The sequence below is a fragment of the Thermotoga sp. 2812B genome (genome assembly GCF_000789335.1).
Taxonomy (GTDB): Bacteria; Thermotogota; Thermotogae; order Thermotogales; family Thermotogaceae; genus Thermotoga; species Thermotoga maritima.
Map to the genome: position 1 here is coordinate 1,091,293 of NZ_CP003408.1, position 18,498 is coordinate 1,109,790.

The window sequence follows — 18,498 nt, forward strand, 5'->3', positions numbered from 1 at the left end:
TATGAACATAGGCTTGCTGGAAGCCCTCGACCAGCTGGAGGAAGAAAAAGGAATTTCCAAAGAAGAGGTCATTCCTATCCTTGAAAAAGCACTGGTGAGTGCTTACAGGAAGAACTTTGGAAATTCCAAGAACGTGGAGGTTGTTATAGATAGGAACACGGGAAACATAAAAGTGTATCAGCTCCTCGAAGTTGTGGAAGAAGTGGAAGATCCTGCAACACAGATATCCCTCGATGAGGCGAAAAAGATCGATCCCCTCGCGGAAGTAGGGTCTATTGTTAAGAAGGAACTGAACGTTAAGAATTTTGGAAGAATAGCCGCGCAGACAGCAAAGCAGGTTCTCATCCAGAGAATCAGAGAACTCGAGAAGGAGAAACAGTTCGAGAAGTATTCCGAACTCAAAGGAACGGTTACAACCGCTGAAGTCATAAGAGTCATGGGCGAGTGGGCGGATATCAGAATAGGAAAACTCGAGACAAGGCTTCCAAAGAAAGAGTGGATCCCTGATGAAGAAATTAAAGCCGGTGATCTGGTGAAGGTCTACATCATCGATGTGGTTAAAACAACCAAGGGGCCGAAGATACTCGTGAGCAGGAGAGTACCGGAGTTCGTAATTGGCTTGATGAAACTCGAAATTCCGGAAGTGGAGAATGGAATCGTGGAAATAAAGGCTATCGCCAGAGAACCCGGTGTTCGAACAAAGGTGGCAGTTGCATCGAACGATCCGAACGTGGATCCCATAGGTGCCTGCATCGGTGAAGGAGGATCAAGGATAGCCGCCATACTGAAGGAGCTTAAGGGTGAAAAACTCGACGTTCTGAAGTGGTCGGACGATCCCAAACAGCTCATAGCGAACGCCCTCGCGCCGGCTACCGTCATAGAAGTGGAGATACTCGACAAAGAGAACAAGGCAGCACGCGTTCTAGTTCCTCCGACACAGCTTTCCCTCGCCATAGGAAAAGGAGGGCAGAACGCGAGACTCGCTGCAAAGCTCACAGGATGGAAAATAGACATAAAACCGATCATGAACCTGTGAAGCAGAAGGAGGTGCTCAGATGTACGAAGAACTTCGAAACGAATTGAAGAAGAGAAAATACAGAATCACGGCACAGAGGGAAATGATTCTCAAGATCTTCCTGGAGTCTCGAGGAAGGCATCTGGGAGTAGAAGAAGTTTACCGAGAACTTTTGAACAGGAACGTTCGAATAAGCAAAGCCACGGTTTATAGGTCGGTGGAACTTCTTGTAGAGCTTGGATTTTTGAGAAAACTGAATTTCGGAGAAGGACTTTACAGGTACGAGCTGGCCGATCGATCTAACAGGGAATCGCATCAGCACGTGATTTGTCAGAAGTGTGGGAGGATCGTGGAGATAAACTCAGAACAGGTGAATAAAATAATATCAGACGTTTCTGAAAAAACAGGTTACGTTATAAAATGGCACGACCTGAAATTTTACGGAATATGTCCCGAATGTCAGGCGAAAGAAAAAGAAGAGGGAAAAAGATCAAAATGAAGTAAAGATACTGTGGAAGAGGAACTTCAGGGAACAGATTCGCCAGTTTTATGAACCAGTTCAGAGGAAGCGAGACGATGTTTGTTATCTTTGCTGTGATCAAAGCGGATGTTTTGAGTCCCAGGAGGAATAGAAGAAACGAAAGGTGAGCGAGCCACGTTACTGGTATCATGAGAAGGGACACTGGAATAGAGAGAAGCAGAGCTGACACGTTGGTTCCTCCAAAGAAAAGACAGAGAAACGGTAGAGCTGACAGATAAGCCCTCGCTGTCAGTTCAAAAATATTTTTTGACTCCAGTATGCAAAGGGTGACAAAGAAGGACAACAGGAAAGAGGGAGTGAAAACAACGGTGGGATCCACGATCATCATAAAGGATCCCACCGTTGCCGTTGTATGAAGGGGAGTCGTCCTGAAACCGAAGATTTTGAACGCTACCCATAGAAAAATAGTCAGGTAAGCCCTGATCACAGAAGGCGTGCCCACTGCGATCACGTAGGGAACAAGTAACAAAAGCGCGGCAAGTTCCTGGTAAGTTCTTCTCCATGTCAGGAAAGACAACAGCGTTGTGTAGAGTGAGAAAGCTATTCCCACGTGCAGTCCTGAAACTGCAAAGAAGTGTCCCAGACCACTTCTGTAAATATCTCCGTTTTTCTCTCCGAAAAGTACGGAAAGAACTGTTCCGTTCGCCATTCCGGAGAAAGACTCTTTCAGGGTCTTGAGGGAAGGCTTTTCGACCTTTTTTATGTACGAAGGATGGAAGGCCTTTCCATCGAAGTATCCGATTGCGTAGACGTATCCCTCTTCTGAGGTTTCTATTCTCACAGGGTGTATCCTCTTCCACTTTTCTTGAAACACTTTCACCTGTTTCAACCTTCCCCTTTCCGCATATCCTACCAGTTCGTAGTTTCCAGCGGGAAGGGTTCCAATCTGGTAGAGGGAAGCGCTCAGAAGAGTGAAGAGTATCACCACAGAGATATCTTTGTTTCTTTTCCAGAAGATAGCTGCCAGTAGAAAAAGCACGTACCACGGAAAACGAAAAAGGGCGCCGATCAGCGCCCCGAGACACAGGGAGAAGAAAACGAGTATCATGCTCCGAATTTTTCCAGCCTTCCGGCGTACGCGAGCGCCAGGGTCATGACGTCGCTCGCATGGATCGTTCCGAGTGTGCCCCTCGCACATTCGAACTCGTTGAAAGCCTGAGAGAGACCTCTTCTTGTATATTTGGACCAGATGAGAAGAGGTACGGGATGCCAGCTGTGTGCTTTCAGCGGAACGGGAGTGGAGTGATCACCCGTGATCACAAGAACGTCGGGATTCAGTGAAACTATCTCTGGAATGATTGCATCGACTTCTTCTATCACCTTCACCTTTTCTTCGAATTTTCCATCTTCACCGTAAGAGTCGGTTTTCTTCACGTGGACGTAGAAGAAGTCGTAGTCGTTCCATTTTTCCTTCAGCGTTTTTATCTCATCTGCTACAGTTTGGCCCGTTTCTATTATTTCCATTCCCACGAGTTTCGCAAGTCCCCTGTACATCGGGTATGTTGCTATAGCTCCCGCTTTCATCTTGTAAACTTGAGGGAATTTCGGAAGATCCGGGTATTTGGAGAAGCCTCTGATGAGGGCGAAGTTTATCTTCGGGTTGTCTTTCAGAACTTCCGCTATCTTTTTGATCAATTCGTTGGCGATCCTTGCCGTTTTTTTCGAAGGTTCGTCCAGACCTTCAGCCCAAACCATGGGATGTCCTTCTTTTTGGGGATCTGCGTCCGTCACTTTATCTCCGAGTCCTTCCCCCGTGAATTTCACGACGAACCTGTGTTCTTTTCCAGGATAAAAAGTGATCTCAACGTCTTCGATTTTCTTTATCTTTTCCGAGAGCAGCTGAACCACCTTGGCGGATTCTTCTGTGGCAGGCCTTCCGGCTCTTCTGTCGAGGACCACTTTTCCATCCCAGGTGGCGAAATTCGCCCTTGCAACGACGTCTTTTTCTCCCACTTCAACACCTATACCGAGAGCTTCGAGGATTCCTCTTCCAATCTGGTACTTTATGGGATCGTATCCGAAGAGCGAAAGGTGTCCTGGTCCGCTTCCCGGGGTGATTCCGGGAAGAACGGGTATCGTCTGTCCGAGATCACTTTCCTTTGCTAGGTTATCCAAATTCGGAGTGTTCGCAGCCTGAAGAGGTGTTTTTCCGTTCACGGGAATGTCCCCAAGACCATCCATTACGAGGAGAACAATCTTTGCTTTTTCTTCTGTGACAAGTTTCGATACGAACTCCTGTTTATCGAACATCTCTATCCCTCCTTCTGAAAAGTCAGTTTCTCCAGTAGATATTTTAACCTTTCGTCATCTGATACAGGTGTTCCCTGCTCTATGGATTGTAGAAACGCGATAACAAGATCCGAGAGTCTGTTGAAATCAAACCTGTCTGCGTGCCTGAATCTGGCGAGCCTCAGAGAAAATTTCCAGTTCACATCCTGGGTCTCCGCGACCAGTTCTCTCAAAAGTTCCTCCATGGTAGGTTCTTCTTCAGCGAGAAAATACTGGAAAGTTCTCGTCAAAACGATTGTGGAGGCGATCATCACAGAGCTACCGTAGAACGCGGAGACGAATTTCACGGCGTTTTCTTCCATTTTGAAGATATCGGGGGATTCGAACATGATACCGAGGATCACTTCGAGCATTTCTGAAGAGTCCAGTGTTGTATCGTAAAACGGAAATTCCCCTTCTCTGAGTCTCTCTATTCGTCTTTTCGCATACTCGTCTTCTGAATCGATTTCTTCCGAAAGAGCAACAACATCGATGGTGCCCTCGAAAAAGTAATCTTTCAGCCATTCGAATTCCTCGTAAGAGGGGATCATCACATCTTTTTCTGCGAGTGAGATCATAAACTCGGCTCTATCTTTCAGCTCACCAGAGATTTCCGAGAGGATGGATATGGCTTTCTCCTTCTCAAAGTGAAGCAGGATCGTTCCGTAGTTGTACTTCAGAATCTCCTCTTCTTTATGCCTGCGGTAAGCATCCTCAAAGACCTCGAGGGCTTCTTCGTACAGCCCGAGTGTCTTGAGAAGGAGTCCGTATTCGTTGGCTACCATGGGATCATCGGGGTTTTTTTCATAAAGTCTCTTTAGGATTTCGAGAGCTTCGAAGAGTTTTCCGAGTTTTATGAGAGTGTAAGAGAGATTGTACTCCACATGATCTTTTCGTTCTATTTCCAGAGCCTTTTTGAAGAACTTCTCTGCTTCTTTGAATCGTTGGAGCTGATTGTAAATAACTCCCAGTCTTTCGTAGACTTCGACAAAATTGGGGTCTTTCTCGAGGATTCTCCTGTATTCTTCGATCGCTTCTTCGAGCCTTCCTTCTTCCAGAAGGAGATCTCCTTTCTTGAGGAGTGGTAAGAGAAACTCTTTGTTGACTTCGTAGGCTTTTTCGTAGAAGAGAAGACTGTCTTCGATCTCGTTTTTCTCTTTGAGTATACCGGCAAGTTCAAAATATGCTGGTGCGAAACGGTCGTTCATCGAAATGGCGAGCCTCATTTCGATTTCTGCTTCTCCAAGCTCTCCTCTGTGTTTCAGGAGAAGTCCACGGTAGAAATGATAGCGGTAGTCGTACTGAACTTCCTTGGCTTTTTCCAGAATTTTCTCGGCTTCGTCGAGCTTTCCTTCGCGCAGGAGCTGTTTGAATTTCTCGTAGAGGAAGAACACATAATAGGATCTGTAGTATTCATCCTTTGTGATCTCGTACTGGGCTTCCAGACCCCTCAATATGACATCGAGGGGTATCCTATCTTCTTCCAGTACCTTCGGGAGATCTTCAGCGAGGACAGGGAGTTTCACTGGAAGATTATTCTGTTTCGCTTTTTCTGGATCCAGCGGGAGATAAACGATTGCCTTTATATTTCCACCTCTCATTGTAGAAGCATCAAATAAGGATAGTGAGGCTGTCCTCCTTCGTAGATTTCAAGATCGAGATTTGGGAATTCTTCTCCTATGAGTTTTTGAATCTTTTCAAGTTCTGGTTTTCTGTAGTTGTCTCCCAGAAAAACCGTCAGTATCTCTTTTTCGTGTGCGTTTTCCTTTTCCAGGGCTTCTTTCAAGACCTTCACGAGGCTGAACCCGTGGGACACGAGCTCCTTTCTGACAAACAGCAGATACTCACCTTTCCTTATTCGTCTGTTTCCGTACCTGGAATCTCTCACTGCCCTTGTAACGGAGATGGGAACACACTGGGAGATGGCTTCTTCAAATCTCTTTAGAAGTTCTTCAGGTTCCGCGTCGGGATCGTACTCCACCATGGCAGCCACACACTCTTGAACGAAGGAAGTTGGAACAACGATCACTCTTCTATCGTCGAAAGCTTCCGCTACTTGCTTTGCTGTGAGAAGGACGTTTGCGTTGTTTGGGAACAAAAAGACATTCCTGGCGTGTGTCTGTTCCACGGCTGCTTTCAGATCGGCAAAGCTGGGATTCATGGTCTGACCGCCGGGTACTATCACGTCCACTCCGAGGCTCTTCAGTATATCTGAGATACCCTTTCCAGGCGAAACAGCAACAACCCCGATTTCCTTTGTGGGCTGTGTAGAAATCACATGTTCGTGTTGAAGCTTCATATTGTCTATTTTCACCTTTACTATTTCTCCGAATTCGATGACTTTTTCCAGTACTTGACCCGGATGATTCGTGTGAACGTGCAGTTTTATCAGGTCATCCTGCTCGACGAGGACAACAGAGTCACCGATCTCGTTGAGGAAAGCTTCGAGTTCGCTTTTTTCAACCACCTGGTTCCTCCTGACGGCCACTTCCGTGCAGTAGCGGTTCGTTATCTCTTCAAAAGCCATTCTCTGGAGCTCTTCAACGGAAGCCTGTTCCACCTCTTCCAGATTAACCTGTATGTTTCCCTTTACGGCGTCCCTCATGCCTTCGAATATGTAATAGAGGCCCTTTGCACCGGCATCCACTACACCGGCTTCTCTGAGTTTTTGAAGCATGTGTGGAGTTCTGTTCACAGTGTCTCTCGCTGTTTCGACAATCCAGTCGAAGAGTTCCTCGAAAGTTTCAAAATTCTTGCCTTGTAGCCGTTCATCCAGAACCCTCACGACCGTTAACATCGTTCCTTCAACGGGTCTCATGACGGCGCTGTAAGCGACTTTTCTGGCGTTTGAGATCATTTTTACGAAATCCGCTGGTGTGATGTACTCTCTAGGAGAAGCGTCTGCCATTCCCCTCAGAATCTGGGACAGTATCACCCCGGAGTTTCCCCGGGCTCCCATCAGTGCGCCTTCTTTTACGGCTTTCCACACCTCAACGAGATCATCGCTTTTAACGTTGTCTATGTACTTGCACGCCTCCAGCATGGTGGAACACATGTTGGACCCCGTGTCTCCGTCTGGAACGGGAAACACGTTCAGGGCGTTTATTTCATCTCTGTGTTTTAATAGATTTTCAGTTGCCTTCTTTATGATGATCTTGAGAAATCTGCCTGTGATCTTTTTCAAGGTCTCTACCTCCGTTTCACCTGATACCTACCACATGGACTGTTATGTTCAGTTTTTCGCACCCAGCGAGGGTTTTCAGCTTGTGAGCAACGTTGTCCGCAATGTTCTTGGCGACTTCTCTGATGTTCACTCCGTATTCCACCTCGATGTACACATCAACGTTGAGGGAAGAATCTTCCAGTTCTTCGATCTTAATGCCTCTGTCCCCTCCAAAGATTCTCTCAAAGAAGGAACGAGAATCTCCCAGCCCTACCGTTCCGTAGCTCTCCAGAGTCGCAAAGTACACGATTTTTTTCAGTGCGTTGAGTGTAATTTCGAGTTCCCCATTTTCCAGCATGATCCTCATACTTTCCCCTCCCTACTTCTGGCCTTAATATATGTTAGCACAGTTTTGGTGAGCCCCTCCGAATCCAGCCCCAGCATGCTGAGAAGTTCTTTTCTACCCCCATGAGGAACGAAAAGATCTTCGACACCTAAATTAACGATCTTTCCCTGCCATCCCATTTCCTGAAGTCTCTGAGCAACGAAAGATCCAAAACCACTGATTTTCATGGCCTCTTCAACGGTGATAATGAGATCGTGATCCCTGGCGATTTCTTTCAGAACAGCTGTGTCCAGCGGTTTCACCGTGAGAGCATTAACCACAGTTACATCCAGCGGTATCTTCAAAACTTCGTTCAAAATGGTACCGGTCGCTATTATCGCGGCTTCCCTTCCTCTCTTCAATATCTTCCAGCCAAGGTCGATCTCTTTCATGTTCTCCAGGAGGGATTCGACTTCACCGTAGAAGGATTCTTTGGGGTATCGAATGGCAACAGGGCCATCGAGGTGCTTTAGAAGGGTGTACAGTGAATTCACGAACTCCTCAGGAGAAGACGGAGAGATGATCTTCATGTTCGGGACAGGAAGCAGATAATTTATGTCGAACAGGCCGTGATGGGTGGGACCGTCTTCTCCCACCACACCGGATCTGTCAATCGCAAAGAGAACGGGAGCGTTCTGCAAAGCTACATCGTGAATAATCTGATCGTACGCTCTCTGTAAGAAGGTAGAGTATATGGCGACCACAGGCTTCATTCCGTGAAGACCGAGAGCGGCTCCAAAGGTTACGCAGGTCTGTTCCGTTATCCCGAGATCGAAGAAGCGATCGGGATGTTCTTTCTGGAATATGGAAAGTCCTGTTCCGTCGGCCATCGCAGCTGTTATGGCGACGATTTTTTTGTCTTCTCTCGCTACTCTTGAGAGGGTGTGTCCCAGCAGCTCACTGTAGGAGAGCATTTTCGGTTTTCCAGATGGTGAAGCGCTGTGGTACTTCGTGGGATTTTCTTCCGCGGCGGTGAACCCTTTTCCTTTTTTGGTTACCACGTGGACGACCGATGAATAATCGTAGTCTCTGATCCGCTTGAAAACTTTCTCCAGTAGCTCTATGTTGTGACCGTCGAAGGGACCGAAGTATTTCAAACCGAGGGATTCAAAGAAGTTGGTTCCCTGTATCATTCCTTTGAGACTGTCTCTCAGATACTTCATCTCTTCCTCGACTTCGAATCCGATCTCTGTTTTTTCGAGGACCTTCTTCAGGACTTTTTTTCCTTTCAGGTAGATTGGACTGGTTCTCAATTTTGAGAGGTGATAGGCGAGCCCACCTACGTTTGGCGAGATGGACATGCCGTTGTCGTTCAGTATGATCTTCATCTTCGAGTTGATATTCTTCAGCTGGTTCAGTGCCTCGAGTGCCATGCCGGAGGTGAGTGCACCATCACCGATGACGACCACAACGTGCCTTTTCTCTCCGAGCAGCTCGAATGCTTTTTCGAAACCAAGGCCCGCGGCTATGGAGGTTCCGGCGTGGCCCGTTCCAAACCAGTCGAGTGGAGATTCTCTTCTCGTCACAAAACCGCTGAGACCGCCGAAGGTTCTTATCGTGTGAAACAGATCGTCACGACCGGTGAGAATTTTGTGTGTGTAAGCCTGGTGGCCAGTGTCCCAGATAATAGCATCTTCCCTCGGGTCGAAGACCCTGTAGAGGGCAAGTGTCAATTCTATTGTTCCGAGATTCGATGCGAGGTGCCCCCCGTTCTTCAAGACAACTTCTGTGATCCTTTTTCGGATGTCTTCTGCCAGTTTTTTCAGCTCATCGTAGCTCATTCTCTTGATCTCGTCCAGAAGCATCTATCTCACCTTCCAGCTCTTTCATCACGTCTATGATCTTCAGTCTGTTTTGCTGAAGAATCTCTTTGCACTTTCTGTAAAGTTCCACTCCGCGTTCGAAGAGTTTGATGGATTCTTCGAGAGGAAGATCCTCGTTTTCCAGTCTGTTTACGATTTCCTCCAGTTCTTTCATCATTTCCTCGAAATTCACCCTATCACCTGCGCTTTCTTCGTTCCATCCTTGAAAACGAGCGACACTACATCTCCTTGTTTCAGATCGGAAGATTCTTTGACGATCTCTCCTTCTTTTTTCACCAGGACGAACCCTCTTTCGAGAGGTCTCAACGGGTTCAAACTTTCGAGCATTCTGCCGAGACTGTCGAGTTTCTTTTGATTGTGTTCAAAATAATCCATGAGTTTCTTTTTCAACTTTGTGGCCAATTCTTTGACCCTTTCTATTTTAAATTCGTTTAGCTCGAGTTTTCTCCGGCCGATCATTCTGAGGCGAAAATAAAGAGTTTCCAATCTTCTCTCTTCCATATCGAATCTGTTTGACAGGGAAGTTATCAACTTTTCGAAGAATGAATCAAGGTCTTCGTGTATTTCACTCGCATCCGGTATCACATACTCGGCGGCTCCTGTTGGGGTGTGCATCGATACATCTGCCACGAAATCCGCTATCACACGGTCTATCTCGTGTCCTATCCCCGTTACAACGGGATGTCGAAGCCTGAGGATCTCACGGATCACGTCTTCTTCGTTGAAAACCCAGAGGTCCTCCTTGGAACCACCGCCTCTCACAATCATAACAAGATCGAGATCGTATTCGTTCGCTTTTCGCAAAGCTTTTATAAGCTCTTCTCTTGCAGAGTCACCTTGAACGGAGGTGTGGAAGACGTAAATTTCGATTGGGGCCTTTCTTTCTCTGGCGGTTCTTATCACATCCTGCAGGGCGGCGGAGTCTCGAGAGGTGATGATACCGATTTTCCTGGGGAATCTGGGAACGGTTTTCTTTGGTCTGGAGAGGAGACCTTCCTCAAGGAGCTTCTTCAGGGTGGTTTCGAACTTTATCTGATACATGCCAGCTTGATCCAGATATCGAACGTTCGAGCAGATGAATCTGTAGGTTCCATGAGGAATGTAAACGCTGACACTTCCCTCAACAAGGGCCATTCTGCCCTCCTGAAGGCGAATTCCCATGTTGTCTCCGCCGAATATCACACACTCCAGCCTGGCGTTTTCCTCAACTAAGGAGAAAAAAATATGCCCCTTCCTGGGGCGAACACCAGAGATCTCACCGTAAACACTCACGTTGGTGAGATAAGGATCTCCTTCTATCAAGTTCTTTATGTACTCGTTTATCTCTGTAACGGAATAGGTGTAATCTTTCATTTCCTTTGTCTCTCCGCCGCTCTAACAACGTGTTCGAACAGGAGTGCGGTCGTTACCTGTCCCACACCCCCTGGAACGGGAGTCACTCTGGCGATTTCTTCAACCGATGGATCGACATCTCCCTGGAGTTTTCCGTCCACGTAATTTATCCCCACGTCTATCACGATCGCTCCTTCTTTTACCATGTTCTTCTTCAAAAAGTGTGCTCTACCGACGGCTACCACCACGATGTCGCTGTTTTTCGTTATTTCTTCGAGGTTCACCGTTCTGGAGTGACAAACCGTGACGGTCGCGTCCCTTCCTTTCTTCAAGAGCATCAGAGCGAGCGGCTTTCCCACGGTGACACTTCTTCCAACAACGGTGACTCTTTTTCCAGAGAGGTTTGTTTCTCTTTCGAGTATTCTCACAGCGGCTTCGGCCGTGCATGGAGGAAAGATCTCTTCGTCGTAAAGAAGAAGTCCGAGGTTTACAGGATTCACACCTTCGACGTCTTTTTCAACGGGAACTGAGGAAAGGATTTCTTTCTCGTCGAGCCCCAGAGGAAAAGGCCTTGCAACGAAAACTCCGTTCACACTTTCATCCGATCCGAGTTTCTTCAGCGTGGAAACTATCTCCTCTGGAGAAACGTTCATTATTTCAAAGGCTATTCCGAGTTTCTCAGCTTTTTTTCTCTGAGATTTCAGATAAGAAAGGGCCGATGGATCGTCTGTACACGCAACGCTGACCAGTTTGGGAGTGAAACCGAGCTTTTCTACTCTCTCTTTCGTTCTTTCCTCGATACTTCGAGCTATTGTCTTACAGTCGATCCACACGGTGTGACCTCCTTCACGAAACACCTACTATGTTACCGCTGTCGTCTACGTCCATGTTCAAAGCATTTGGTTTTTTTGGAAGACCAGGCATCAGATTTATGTCTCCTGAAAGCGCAACAACAAAGCCTGCCCCGGCGGAAACGAAGAGGTCGCTGACAACGAATGTGTATCCTTCAGGTGCACCTCTGAGAGACGGATCGTGGGAAATGGACTTTGGAGTTTTGGCAACGATCACGGGAAGCTCATCAAAACCGTGTTTTTTAATGAATTTGAGGGCATTTTTTGCAGTATCGGAAAACTCCACTCTTCCCGCTCTGTAGATTTCTTTTGCGAGAATCTCTATCTTCTTTTCCACAGGATCGTTCATCTCGTAGAGGTAAGCCGGTTCTACGTCCTTCGCAGCTTCTGCTACGGCTTTTGCGAGTTCGACACCGCCTTCGCTGCCCTTTTCAAAAACCTCACTGACTGCTACCCTCACACCGAGTTTTTCGCACTCTTTCACCACGTAGGTTATTTCCTTTTCTGTGTCCGTGCTGAATCTGTTCAGCGCTACCACGACGGGCAGATTGAATTTCCTCAGGTTTTCCACGTGTACCCTGAGATTTTTGAATCCTTCTTTGAGGGCTTCCAGGTTTTCCTCGTGGATGTTTTTGAGGTTTGCACCACCATGGTACTTCAAAGCTCGCACTGTGGCCACCAGAACGGCTGCGTTCGGATAAAAACCACCAACACGGGAAACAAAGTCGATGAATTTCTCAGCACCGAGGTCTGCTCCAAAACCCGCCTCCGTGACCGTGTATTCGGAGAGCTTCATGGCCATCTTCGTCGCTATGATGGAATTGGTGCCGTGCGCGATGTTGGCGAAAGGTCCGCAGTGTATGAGCGCTGGAGTTCCTTCGGTTGTCTGAACGAGGTTGGGATTTATGGCATCTTTCAAAAGAACGGCCATGGCACCCTGGATTCCAAGATCAGAGACCCTGACGATTTTTCTGTCAGCGTCGAGCGCCACGATTATTTTCCCAAGTCTTTCTTTCAGGTCCTTCATGTTCTCGGACAGAGCAAGAATGGCCATCACTTCGGAAGCGGCCGTGATGATGAAACTGTCCTCTCTTGGAAATCCGTTCGCTGAGCCTCCAAGACCGACTACTATGTTTCTTAAAGCGCGGTCGTTCATGTCCATGGTTCGCTTCCAGAATACTCTTGTTATGTCTATTTTGAGTTCGTTGCCGTGTTTTATGTGCGAATCCAGAACGGCCGCCAGCAGATTGTGGGCGGAGGCCACGGCGTGCATATCTCCGGTGAAATGAAGGTTTATCTCATCAGAAGGAAGAACCCTCGACCTGCCACCTCCTGTTGCACCGCCTTTCAATCCAAGGGTGGGGCCGAGGGAAGGCTCTCTCAGAGTAACTATCGATTTCTTACCGATTCTGTTCAGAGACATGGAAAGTCCTATGCTGGTGGTAGTTTTTCCTTCACCTGCAGGGGTGGGGGTAACTGCCGTTACGAGGATCAGTTTCCCATCTTCATGATTTTCAAGGCTTTTCAAGAATCTGTGGTCGATCTTCGCTATGTAGTGGCCGTAAGGATAGAGAATGTCATCTTTCAATTCCAACTGATCGGCGATCTCTTTGATCGGTTTCAAAATTATCACCTTCAAAGTTCGAATTTTTCTTTTGGAGCGTGTTCTTTGGCGATTCTGTCCAGTATTCCGTTGACGAATTTTCCACTGTTTTCCGTGCCGTATCTCTTGGCTATTTCTATGGCTTCATCGATGGTCACTTCTATGGGGATGTCCTTTTCGAAGAGAAGTTCATAAGTGGCGAGTCTCAGAACGTTTCTGTCCACAACGGATAATCGGTTCAGAGACCACTTTTCTAGGTATCGGGAAATGAGATCGTCTATCATGGAAAGGTTCTCTTTTATACCTCTTATGTAGCGCCGGGCGTCTTCCTTTGCCTTTTTATCGTAGGTTTCGTCCAGAATTTCCTCGAGAATTTGTTCAAGATCTTCGTCTCTTCTGAATTCATGCTGAAACAGGGCTTTGAAGACAGCAAGCCTCATTCTTCGCCTCGGTGTTTTCATGTCTGGATCTCCTTTCCAGATTTATTCTTTCTTTTCTTCATCCTCCTTGATTTCTTCTGGTTCTTCTTCCAGCTCCTCTTCTTTCTCAAAAACGTTCTCCACCGTGACGTTGATGGATTCCACTTTCATGGATGTCATCATTTCAACGTCGTGTTTGACTTTTTCAGTGAGTTTGGAAACGTATTCCGGAATCGGTTCGCCGTAGGGCACATCGATTTTGAACTCGATCACAAGGCTGTCATCGGGGTTTCTGGTAACATCGAGGCTCTTTCTGATCTTCTTGATAACCTTTGAGCTCACATCTCCCAAAAACTCTTCGATGCTTCTGATTGCGATTTCTTTTATCACTCCGTCGGATATTTCGATGTTCTTGTATTCTTCCGCCATAAAGATCCCCCCTTTTATGCTCTTCCAACGTACTCCCCTGTTCTCGTATCAACTTTTATTTTATCACCAACTTCGATAAAGTATGGCACAGTGATCTTCAGCCCAGTTTCAAGGACCGCTGGTTTTCCTCCCCCGGAAACGGTGTCGCCTTTAAAGGATGGTTCTGTCTCTACCACTGTCAGTTCGACAGTGGTTGGAAGCTCGATTCCTATAGGTGTTCCTTCGTGAAACACAAGATCCACTTCCATATTTTCGACCAGGTAGTATTTTGCATCACCTATTTCCTCTTCGCTCAGGGCGTGTTGCTCATAATCATCGAGCGTCATGAAATAATAGTGATCTCCATCTCTGTAAAGGTACTGGGCCTTTTTGAAAGAGAGCTCTGCTTCCTGTACCTTTTCACCGCTTGGGAAATTCACTTCCCTGACGAATCCTGTTTTTACATTCTTGAGTTTTGTTCTGATGAGTCCGCTTCCTCTTCCCATGAAGTGTTTGCTCGCCTCGAGGACTCTGTATATTTCTCCATCGTAGATGATGAACATACCCTTCTTCAGATCACCTACTTCGATCATCTGAGCACCTCCTCACAACAAAATCTACGAGGGGATTTCCTCCCCTCGTAGAATTTTATCATGAACGATTTTTTAGAGCATCTCTCTGAGTCTGGAAATTATTCCATCTTTATCCAGGCCGTAGAGTTTGTAGAGCATCGTATAACTGCCGGACACGGCGAATTCTGGAACACCTACTCTCACGTATTTCTTCGGGATGATGCCGTTTTCAAGAAGGGTGGTTCCAAGGAAGCTTCCAAGTCCTGTGAAAACGTTGTGATCCTCCACAACGAGAACGGGTTTTCCATCGACCATCTTCAAGGTCTCTATATCGAGATCCACCGGACAGGAGACATTCAGAACGGCTACGTTTACTCCTTCTTTCTTGAGTTCGTCTGCGGCATTTACGGCTTCACAGAGTGTAGAACCGTAAGTTATGATCACCGCGTCGTCACCTTTTCTAACGACATCGATCTTCCCATATTCGAAGGTGTAACCCTCTCCGAAGAAAGGTTTCCCGTTTTCATCGAGGATGATGGGAAGCTTAGATCTTCCCATGGCGATTACGAAGTTCCCGTATTCCTTCGCGGCGTATCTGACAACTCTATCCGTCTGGTTGGGATCACCAGGGACGATCACTTTGAAACCGTACCAGTTCATCGGCCCGGAAACGTAGTCGAGTCCGTGGTGAGTTTTTCCGTCCTCTCCCACGTTGAGTCCGCAGTGTGTGACAACGACTTTGAGGTTCGTTCCATTGATGGCGTTCAGCCTGTGCTGGTTGTAGGTTTCAGAAATTCCAAAAACACCAAAATCAGCGAAGAACGTGATCACACCCTCTGCGGAGAGTGCCCCCGCCATAGCGGCAGCGTTGTGTTCCTGAACGCCCACTTCCAAGAGTCTCTCAGGGAACTCTTTGTCGAGCAGATCGAGTTTGACCGATCCCTTCAGGTCGCAGTCCACAGCGACGATGGGAGTGGCTTCTGGATTGTTCGCGTTCTTCTTCACCAGATCCAGAATAGCTTTTCCGAATGCGCTTCTGTTGTCAGTGGGTGAGGTGTAGGTGATGGGCTCTCCCGTGTCGATCTTGATCGGGTAAGTTTTGTAGACTTTCTTGTGTTTTTCCACTGGAAGTTGTTTTCTTTTTTCGATGTACACATCAACATCGTTTTCAATTCCGAGTTCCGCGAGGGCTTTTTCGAGTTCTTCTCTGTTCAAAGGCTTTCCGTGGTATTTCACCTCGTTTTCCATGAAAGATACGCCTTTTCCCATGACCGTTTTGGCGATTATGGCAACGGGATTCAGTTCGTCTTCTACCGCTTCTTTCAGTGCGAGATAGATCTGTTCGTAGTCGTGCCCATCGATCTCGATGACCCTCCAGCCGTCCGCTAAGTAGTTTTCCTTTATGTTCACGGGCATGACGTCTCTGGCACGGCCACTGATCTGGGCGTCGTTGTAGTCGATGATCACTGTGAGATTCGTGACACCGTACTTTTTCGCCACTCTTCTTGCCTCCGCCACCTGTCCTTTTGCCTGTTCTGCGTCACTCATGAGAACAAAGACGTGGTAATCTTTTCCTGTGAACCTGGATGCGAGGGCAAAACCGAGTCCGGCTGAAAGACCCTGACCGAGGTTTCCGGTTGTCCAGTCGATGATCCCAACACCTCGGGTCACGTGTCCTTCAAAAACGGAAGCGGGGTGTCTGAATCCTGCGAGGACTTCATCGAGATCGACAAACCCCAAACGAGCCATAGCTGCGTAGACACCCGGAGAAGTGTGTCCATGGCTGATCACGATTCTGTCTCTTGCAGGATCATCGACGGGTCTGAGTTTTGCGTACTTGAAGACGGTAAGATAAAGATCGATCGAAGACATGGATCCTCCAGGATGGCCTGAGTTAGCTATGTAGGTCATTTTCAGTATGTCGCCACGGCAGAGCCTTCCGAGTTCTTTCAACTCTTTGAGTTCGCTTTCTGGAAGTTTTTCATAGGGAAACCTTTCCATCGTTAAACCTCACCTCCCACAACTGGGTCATAATATTGATCAAGAGATAGTTGTATCTGTCCTTTGAGATTCTACCATTATAGATATGTTAAAAAGTTTTCCAGGAGGAAAAAATTGTGTTCAAGCTGGTGAGTGAATTTGAGCCAACGGGTGACCAGCCACAGGCCATAGAAAAACTTGTAGAAGGTTTGAACAGGGGAATGAGATTTCAAACGCTCCTCGGTGTTACGGGGAGCGGAAAGACTTTCACCATGGCCAACGTGATAGCGCGTGTGAACAGACCCGCCCTTGTGATCTCACCGAACAAGACGCTTGCCGCCCAGCTTTATCAGGAGTTCAAAACGTTCTTCCCGGAAAATCGAGTGGAGTTCTTCATAAGTTACTACGATTACTATCAACCGGAGGCCTATATTCCAACGAAGGATCTTTACATAGAGAAGAACGCTGACATCAACGATGTGATCGTGCGAATGAGAATGTCCACGTTGAAATCTGTGAGAACTCGCCGTGATGTGGTGGTAGTCGCGAGCGTTTCGTGTATTTACGCCACGGGAGACCCGAACGATTTCGACAGGATGAACATAAATCTCGCCGTTGGAGATAGAATAGAAGTTCTGGAACTCGCGGAAAGACTGGCAAGGATAGGTTATCAGAGAACGGAGGATGTGTCTCTCTCTGGATGTTTCAGGCTGAAAGGAGACACAGTGGAGATCTACCCGACGTATCAGGATGAGGGAATCAGGATCGAGTTCTTCGGAGACGAAGTGGACTCGATAACGTTGATAGATAGATTCAATCGCACCACACTGGAGCGTCTCGACAAGATCATCATCTATCCTGCCGTTGAATTTGTCACAACGGAGGAGAAACTCAAAAGAGCCGTCGAATCAATAAAAGAGGAGCTTAACGAAAGACTCTCGGAGCTCAAAAAACAGGGAAAGATCCTCGAGTACGAACGTTTGAAGCAGAGAACTCTGAACGACATAGAGCTGCTGGAAACCATGGGATACTGTCCGGGGATAGAGAACTACTCCAGACACTTCGATGGAAGAAAGCCGGGAGAGCCTCCGTACACGCTTCTCGATTATTTCGATGAAGATTTCATCGTTTTCATAGACGAGTCACACATCACGGTTCCTCAACTCAGGGCCATGTACAACGGAGACAGATCCAGAAAGAAAAATCTGGTTGAATACGGTTTTCGTCTGCCTTCTGCTTACGACAACAGACCGCTGACTTTCGAAGAATTTTTGAAAAAAACAGGCCAGATCATCTTCGTTTCCGCTACGCCGGGAGACTTCGAACTCTCAATCTCTGAACAGGTTGTTGAGCAGATCATTAGACCCACCGGACTCGTGGATCCGGAGGTGGAGGTACGTCCCACCGCGGGGCAAGTGGATGATCTTGTGAACGAGATCGTGAAAGTGAAAGAAAGAGGGGAGAGGGCCCTCGTTACGGTGCTCACCAAAAAAACGGCAGAGCTTTTGAGTGAACATCTGACGGAACTTGGAATAAGATCGCTCTATCTTCACTCCGAACTGGACGCCATAGAAAGGGTTGAGGTCCTGAAGAAACTGAGGCGAGGAGACGTAGACGTGGTCGTTGGTGTGAACCTTCTGAGGGAGGGTCTCGATCTTCCCGAGGTGTCACTGGTAGCGATCATGGACGCGGACGTGGAAGGCTTCCTTCGATCTGAAACAACGCTCATCCAGATCATAGGGAGAACCGCAAGGAACGTCAACGGGAAGGTCATCATGTACGCCGACAGGATAACAAACGCGATGAAGAGAGCCATCGAAGAAACGAACAGAAGAAGGAGAATTCAGCTCGAGTACAATAGAAAACACGGTATCACTCCACGTTCCGTGATAAAGCCTCTGGAGATAGAAGTGTTCGAACAGTTCATGGTAAAAGAAGAGCCTGAGAGGTACGGAGACACTGTGAAAAACATCTTTGAGATGAAGAAAACGCTCTCTCCAGAGGAGTACATGGCCATTCTCGAAGAGGAAATGTATCGGGCTGCAAGTGAGCTCAGGTACGAAGATGCAGCGGCCTTGAGGGATGAGCTGTTCAGAATCAGGGAAGAGATAAAAAAGAAAAAGGGGCTCTGAGCCCCT

Annotated in this window: 17 protein-coding genes; 3 read left to right on the forward strand and 14 right to left on the reverse strand. The window is 47.4% G+C overall.

Going from position 1 to position 18,498, the window contains the following annotated elements; all coding sequences use genetic code 11:
- Position 1 precedes the first annotated feature (1 nt).
- Together nusA and T2812B_RS05420 are read left to right on the forward strand one after the other, a co-directional pair.
- Positions 2–1,036, forward strand: a complete 1,035-nt coding sequence (gene nusA / locus T2812B_RS05415) for a transcription termination factor NusA (RefSeq protein ID WP_008194445.1) — start codon at positions 2–4, stop codon at positions 1,034–1,036.
- A 19-nt stretch (positions 1,037–1,055) separates the two neighbouring features.
- Positions 1,056–1,514: a Fur family transcriptional regulator gene (locus T2812B_RS05420; RefSeq protein ID WP_008194447.1), complete on the forward strand. Its 459-nt coding sequence runs from the start codon at positions 1,056–1,058 to the stop codon at positions 1,512–1,514.
- Here the strand turns inward: T2812B_RS05420 and T2812B_RS05425 are convergent.
- The 14 genes from T2812B_RS05425 to T2812B_RS05490 form a co-directional block, all read right to left on the reverse strand.
- Entirely contained in the window at positions 1,429–2,604 is a 1,176-nt protein-coding gene (locus tag T2812B_RS05425) for a ComEC/Rec2 family competence protein (RefSeq protein WP_008194449.1), read from the reverse strand. The two genes, T2812B_RS05420 and T2812B_RS05425, sit on opposite strands and share 86 nt — an antisense overlap.
- Positions 2,601–3,806 carry a 2,3-bisphosphoglycerate-independent phosphoglycerate mutase gene (locus T2812B_RS05430; RefSeq protein WP_008194451.1) on the reverse strand — a complete coding sequence of 402 codons (1,206 nt, stop codon included), beginning with the start codon at positions 3,804–3,806 and terminating at the stop codon, positions 2,601–2,603. The genes T2812B_RS05425 and T2812B_RS05430 overlap by 4 nt, the downstream gene beginning before the upstream one ends.
- Positions 3,807–3,808: 2 nt before the next feature.
- Positions 3,809–5,425 (reverse strand): tetratricopeptide repeat protein, encoded by a 1,617-nt coding sequence (locus T2812B_RS05435; RefSeq protein WP_008194452.1) that lies wholly within the window; start codon positions 5,423–5,425, stop codon positions 3,809–3,811.
- Entirely contained in the window at positions 5,422–7,008 is a 1,587-nt protein-coding gene (locus T2812B_RS05440; RefSeq protein ID WP_008194455.1) for a DAK2 domain-containing protein, read from the reverse strand. The genes T2812B_RS05435 and T2812B_RS05440 overlap by 4 nt, the downstream gene beginning before the upstream one ends.
- 16 nt (positions 7,009–7,024) lie before the next feature.
- Positions 7,025–7,354: an Asp23/Gls24 family envelope stress response protein gene (locus T2812B_RS05445; RefSeq protein ID WP_004082317.1), complete on the reverse strand. Its 330-nt coding sequence runs from the start codon at positions 7,352–7,354 to the stop codon at positions 7,025–7,027.
- A complete protein-coding gene (gene dxs, locus T2812B_RS05450; RefSeq protein ID WP_039454554.1) occupies positions 7,351–9,177 on the reverse strand; it encodes a 1-deoxy-D-xylulose-5-phosphate synthase in 1,827 nt (608 codons plus the stop codon). The genes T2812B_RS05445 and dxs overlap by 4 nt, the downstream gene beginning before the upstream one ends.
- On the reverse strand, positions 9,140–9,367 hold the full coding sequence (locus tag T2812B_RS05455) for an exodeoxyribonuclease VII small subunit (RefSeq protein WP_008194462.1): 228 nt from the start codon (positions 9,365–9,367) through the stop codon (positions 9,140–9,142). The genes dxs and T2812B_RS05455 overlap by 38 nt, the downstream gene beginning before the upstream one ends.
- On the reverse strand, positions 9,364–10,548 hold the full coding sequence (gene xseA, locus T2812B_RS05460; protein WP_008194464.1) for an exodeoxyribonuclease VII large subunit: 1,185 nt from the start codon (positions 10,546–10,548) through the stop codon (positions 9,364–9,366). Before xseA ends, T2812B_RS05455 begins: the two co-directional genes overlap by 4 nt.
- Entirely contained in the window at positions 10,545–11,360 is an 816-nt protein-coding gene (locus tag T2812B_RS05465; RefSeq protein ID WP_039454557.1) for a bifunctional 5,10-methylenetetrahydrofolate dehydrogenase/5,10-methenyltetrahydrofolate cyclohydrolase, read from the reverse strand. The genes xseA and T2812B_RS05465 overlap by 4 nt, the downstream gene beginning before the upstream one ends.
- Positions 11,361–11,373: 13 nt before the next feature.
- On the reverse strand, positions 11,374–13,002 hold the full coding sequence (locus tag T2812B_RS05470) for a formate--tetrahydrofolate ligase (RefSeq protein WP_008194486.1): 1,629 nt from the start codon (positions 13,000–13,002) through the stop codon (positions 11,374–11,376).
- Positions 13,003–13,013: 11 nt separating this feature from the next.
- Complete coding sequence (gene nusB / locus T2812B_RS05475; RefSeq protein ID WP_004082311.1) at positions 13,014–13,442, reverse strand: transcription antitermination factor NusB; 429 nt, start codon at positions 13,440–13,442, stop codon at positions 13,014–13,016.
- Positions 13,443–13,463: 21 nt separating this feature from the next.
- Positions 13,464–13,829 carry an Asp23/Gls24 family envelope stress response protein gene (locus T2812B_RS05480; RefSeq protein WP_004082310.1) on the reverse strand — a complete coding sequence of 122 codons (366 nt, stop codon included), beginning with the start codon at positions 13,827–13,829 and terminating at the stop codon, positions 13,464–13,466.
- 14 nt (positions 13,830–13,843) lie between these two features.
- Entirely contained in the window at positions 13,844–14,401 is a 558-nt protein-coding gene (gene efp / locus T2812B_RS05485) for an elongation factor P (RefSeq protein WP_008194492.1), read from the reverse strand.
- A 72-nt stretch (positions 14,402–14,473) separates the two neighbouring features.
- Positions 14,474–16,381: a transketolase gene (locus T2812B_RS05490; protein ID WP_008194496.1), complete on the reverse strand. Its 1,908-nt coding sequence runs from the start codon at positions 16,379–16,381 to the stop codon at positions 14,474–14,476.
- 116 nt (positions 16,382–16,497) lie between these two features.
- Here T2812B_RS05490 and uvrB point away from each other — a divergent pair, with 116 nt between their 5' ends.
- A complete protein-coding gene (gene uvrB, locus T2812B_RS05495; protein ID WP_008194498.1) occupies positions 16,498–18,492 on the forward strand; it encodes an excinuclease ABC subunit UvrB in 1,995 nt (664 codons plus the stop codon).
- The last annotated feature ends 6 nt before the right edge of the window (positions 18,493–18,498 follow it).

What these genes read in the sequence shown, in the direction of transcription:
- nusA (WP_008194445.1), top strand. Translation starts at nt 2, where the DNA reads ATGAACATAGGCTTGCTGGAAGCCCTCGACCAGCTGGAGGAAGAAAAA.
- T2812B_RS05420 (WP_008194447.1), top strand. Translation starts at nt 1,056, where the DNA reads ATGTACGAAGAACTTCGAAACGAATTGAAGAAGAGAAAATACAGAATC.
- T2812B_RS05425 (WP_008194449.1), bottom strand. Translation starts at nt 2,604, where the DNA reads ATGATACTCGTTTTCTTCTCCCTGTGTCTCGGGGCGCTGATCGGCGCC.
- T2812B_RS05430 (WP_008194451.1), bottom strand. Translation starts at nt 3,806, where the DNA reads ATGTTCGATAAACAGGAGTTCGTATCGAAACTTGTCACAGAAGAAAAA.
- T2812B_RS05435 (WP_008194452.1), bottom strand. Translation starts at nt 5,425, where the DNA reads ATGAGAGGTGGAAATATAAAGGCAATCGTTTATCTCCCGCTGGATCCA.
- T2812B_RS05445 (WP_004082317.1), bottom strand. Translation starts at nt 7,354, where the DNA reads ATGAGGATCATGCTGGAAAATGGGGAACTCGAAATTACACTCAACGCA.
- dxs (WP_039454554.1), bottom strand. Translation starts at nt 9,177, where the DNA reads ATGCTTCTGGACGAGATCAAGAGAATGAGCTACGATGAGCTGAAAAAA.
- xseA (WP_008194464.1), bottom strand. Translation starts at nt 10,548, where the DNA reads ATGAAAGATTACACCTATTCCGTTACAGAGATAAACGAGTACATAAAG.
- nusB (WP_004082311.1), bottom strand. Translation starts at nt 13,442, where the DNA reads ATGAAAACACCGAGGCGAAGAATGAGGCTTGCTGTCTTCAAAGCCCTG.
- T2812B_RS05480 (WP_004082310.1), bottom strand. Translation starts at nt 13,829, where the DNA reads ATGGCGGAAGAATACAAGAACATCGAAATATCCGACGGAGTGATAAAA.
- efp (WP_008194492.1), bottom strand. Translation starts at nt 14,401, where the DNA reads ATGATCGAAGTAGGTGATCTGAAGAAGGGTATGTTCATCATCTACGAT.
- T2812B_RS05490 (WP_008194496.1), bottom strand. Translation starts at nt 16,381, where the DNA reads ATGGAAAGGTTTCCCTATGAAAAACTTCCAGAAAGCGAACTCAAAGAG.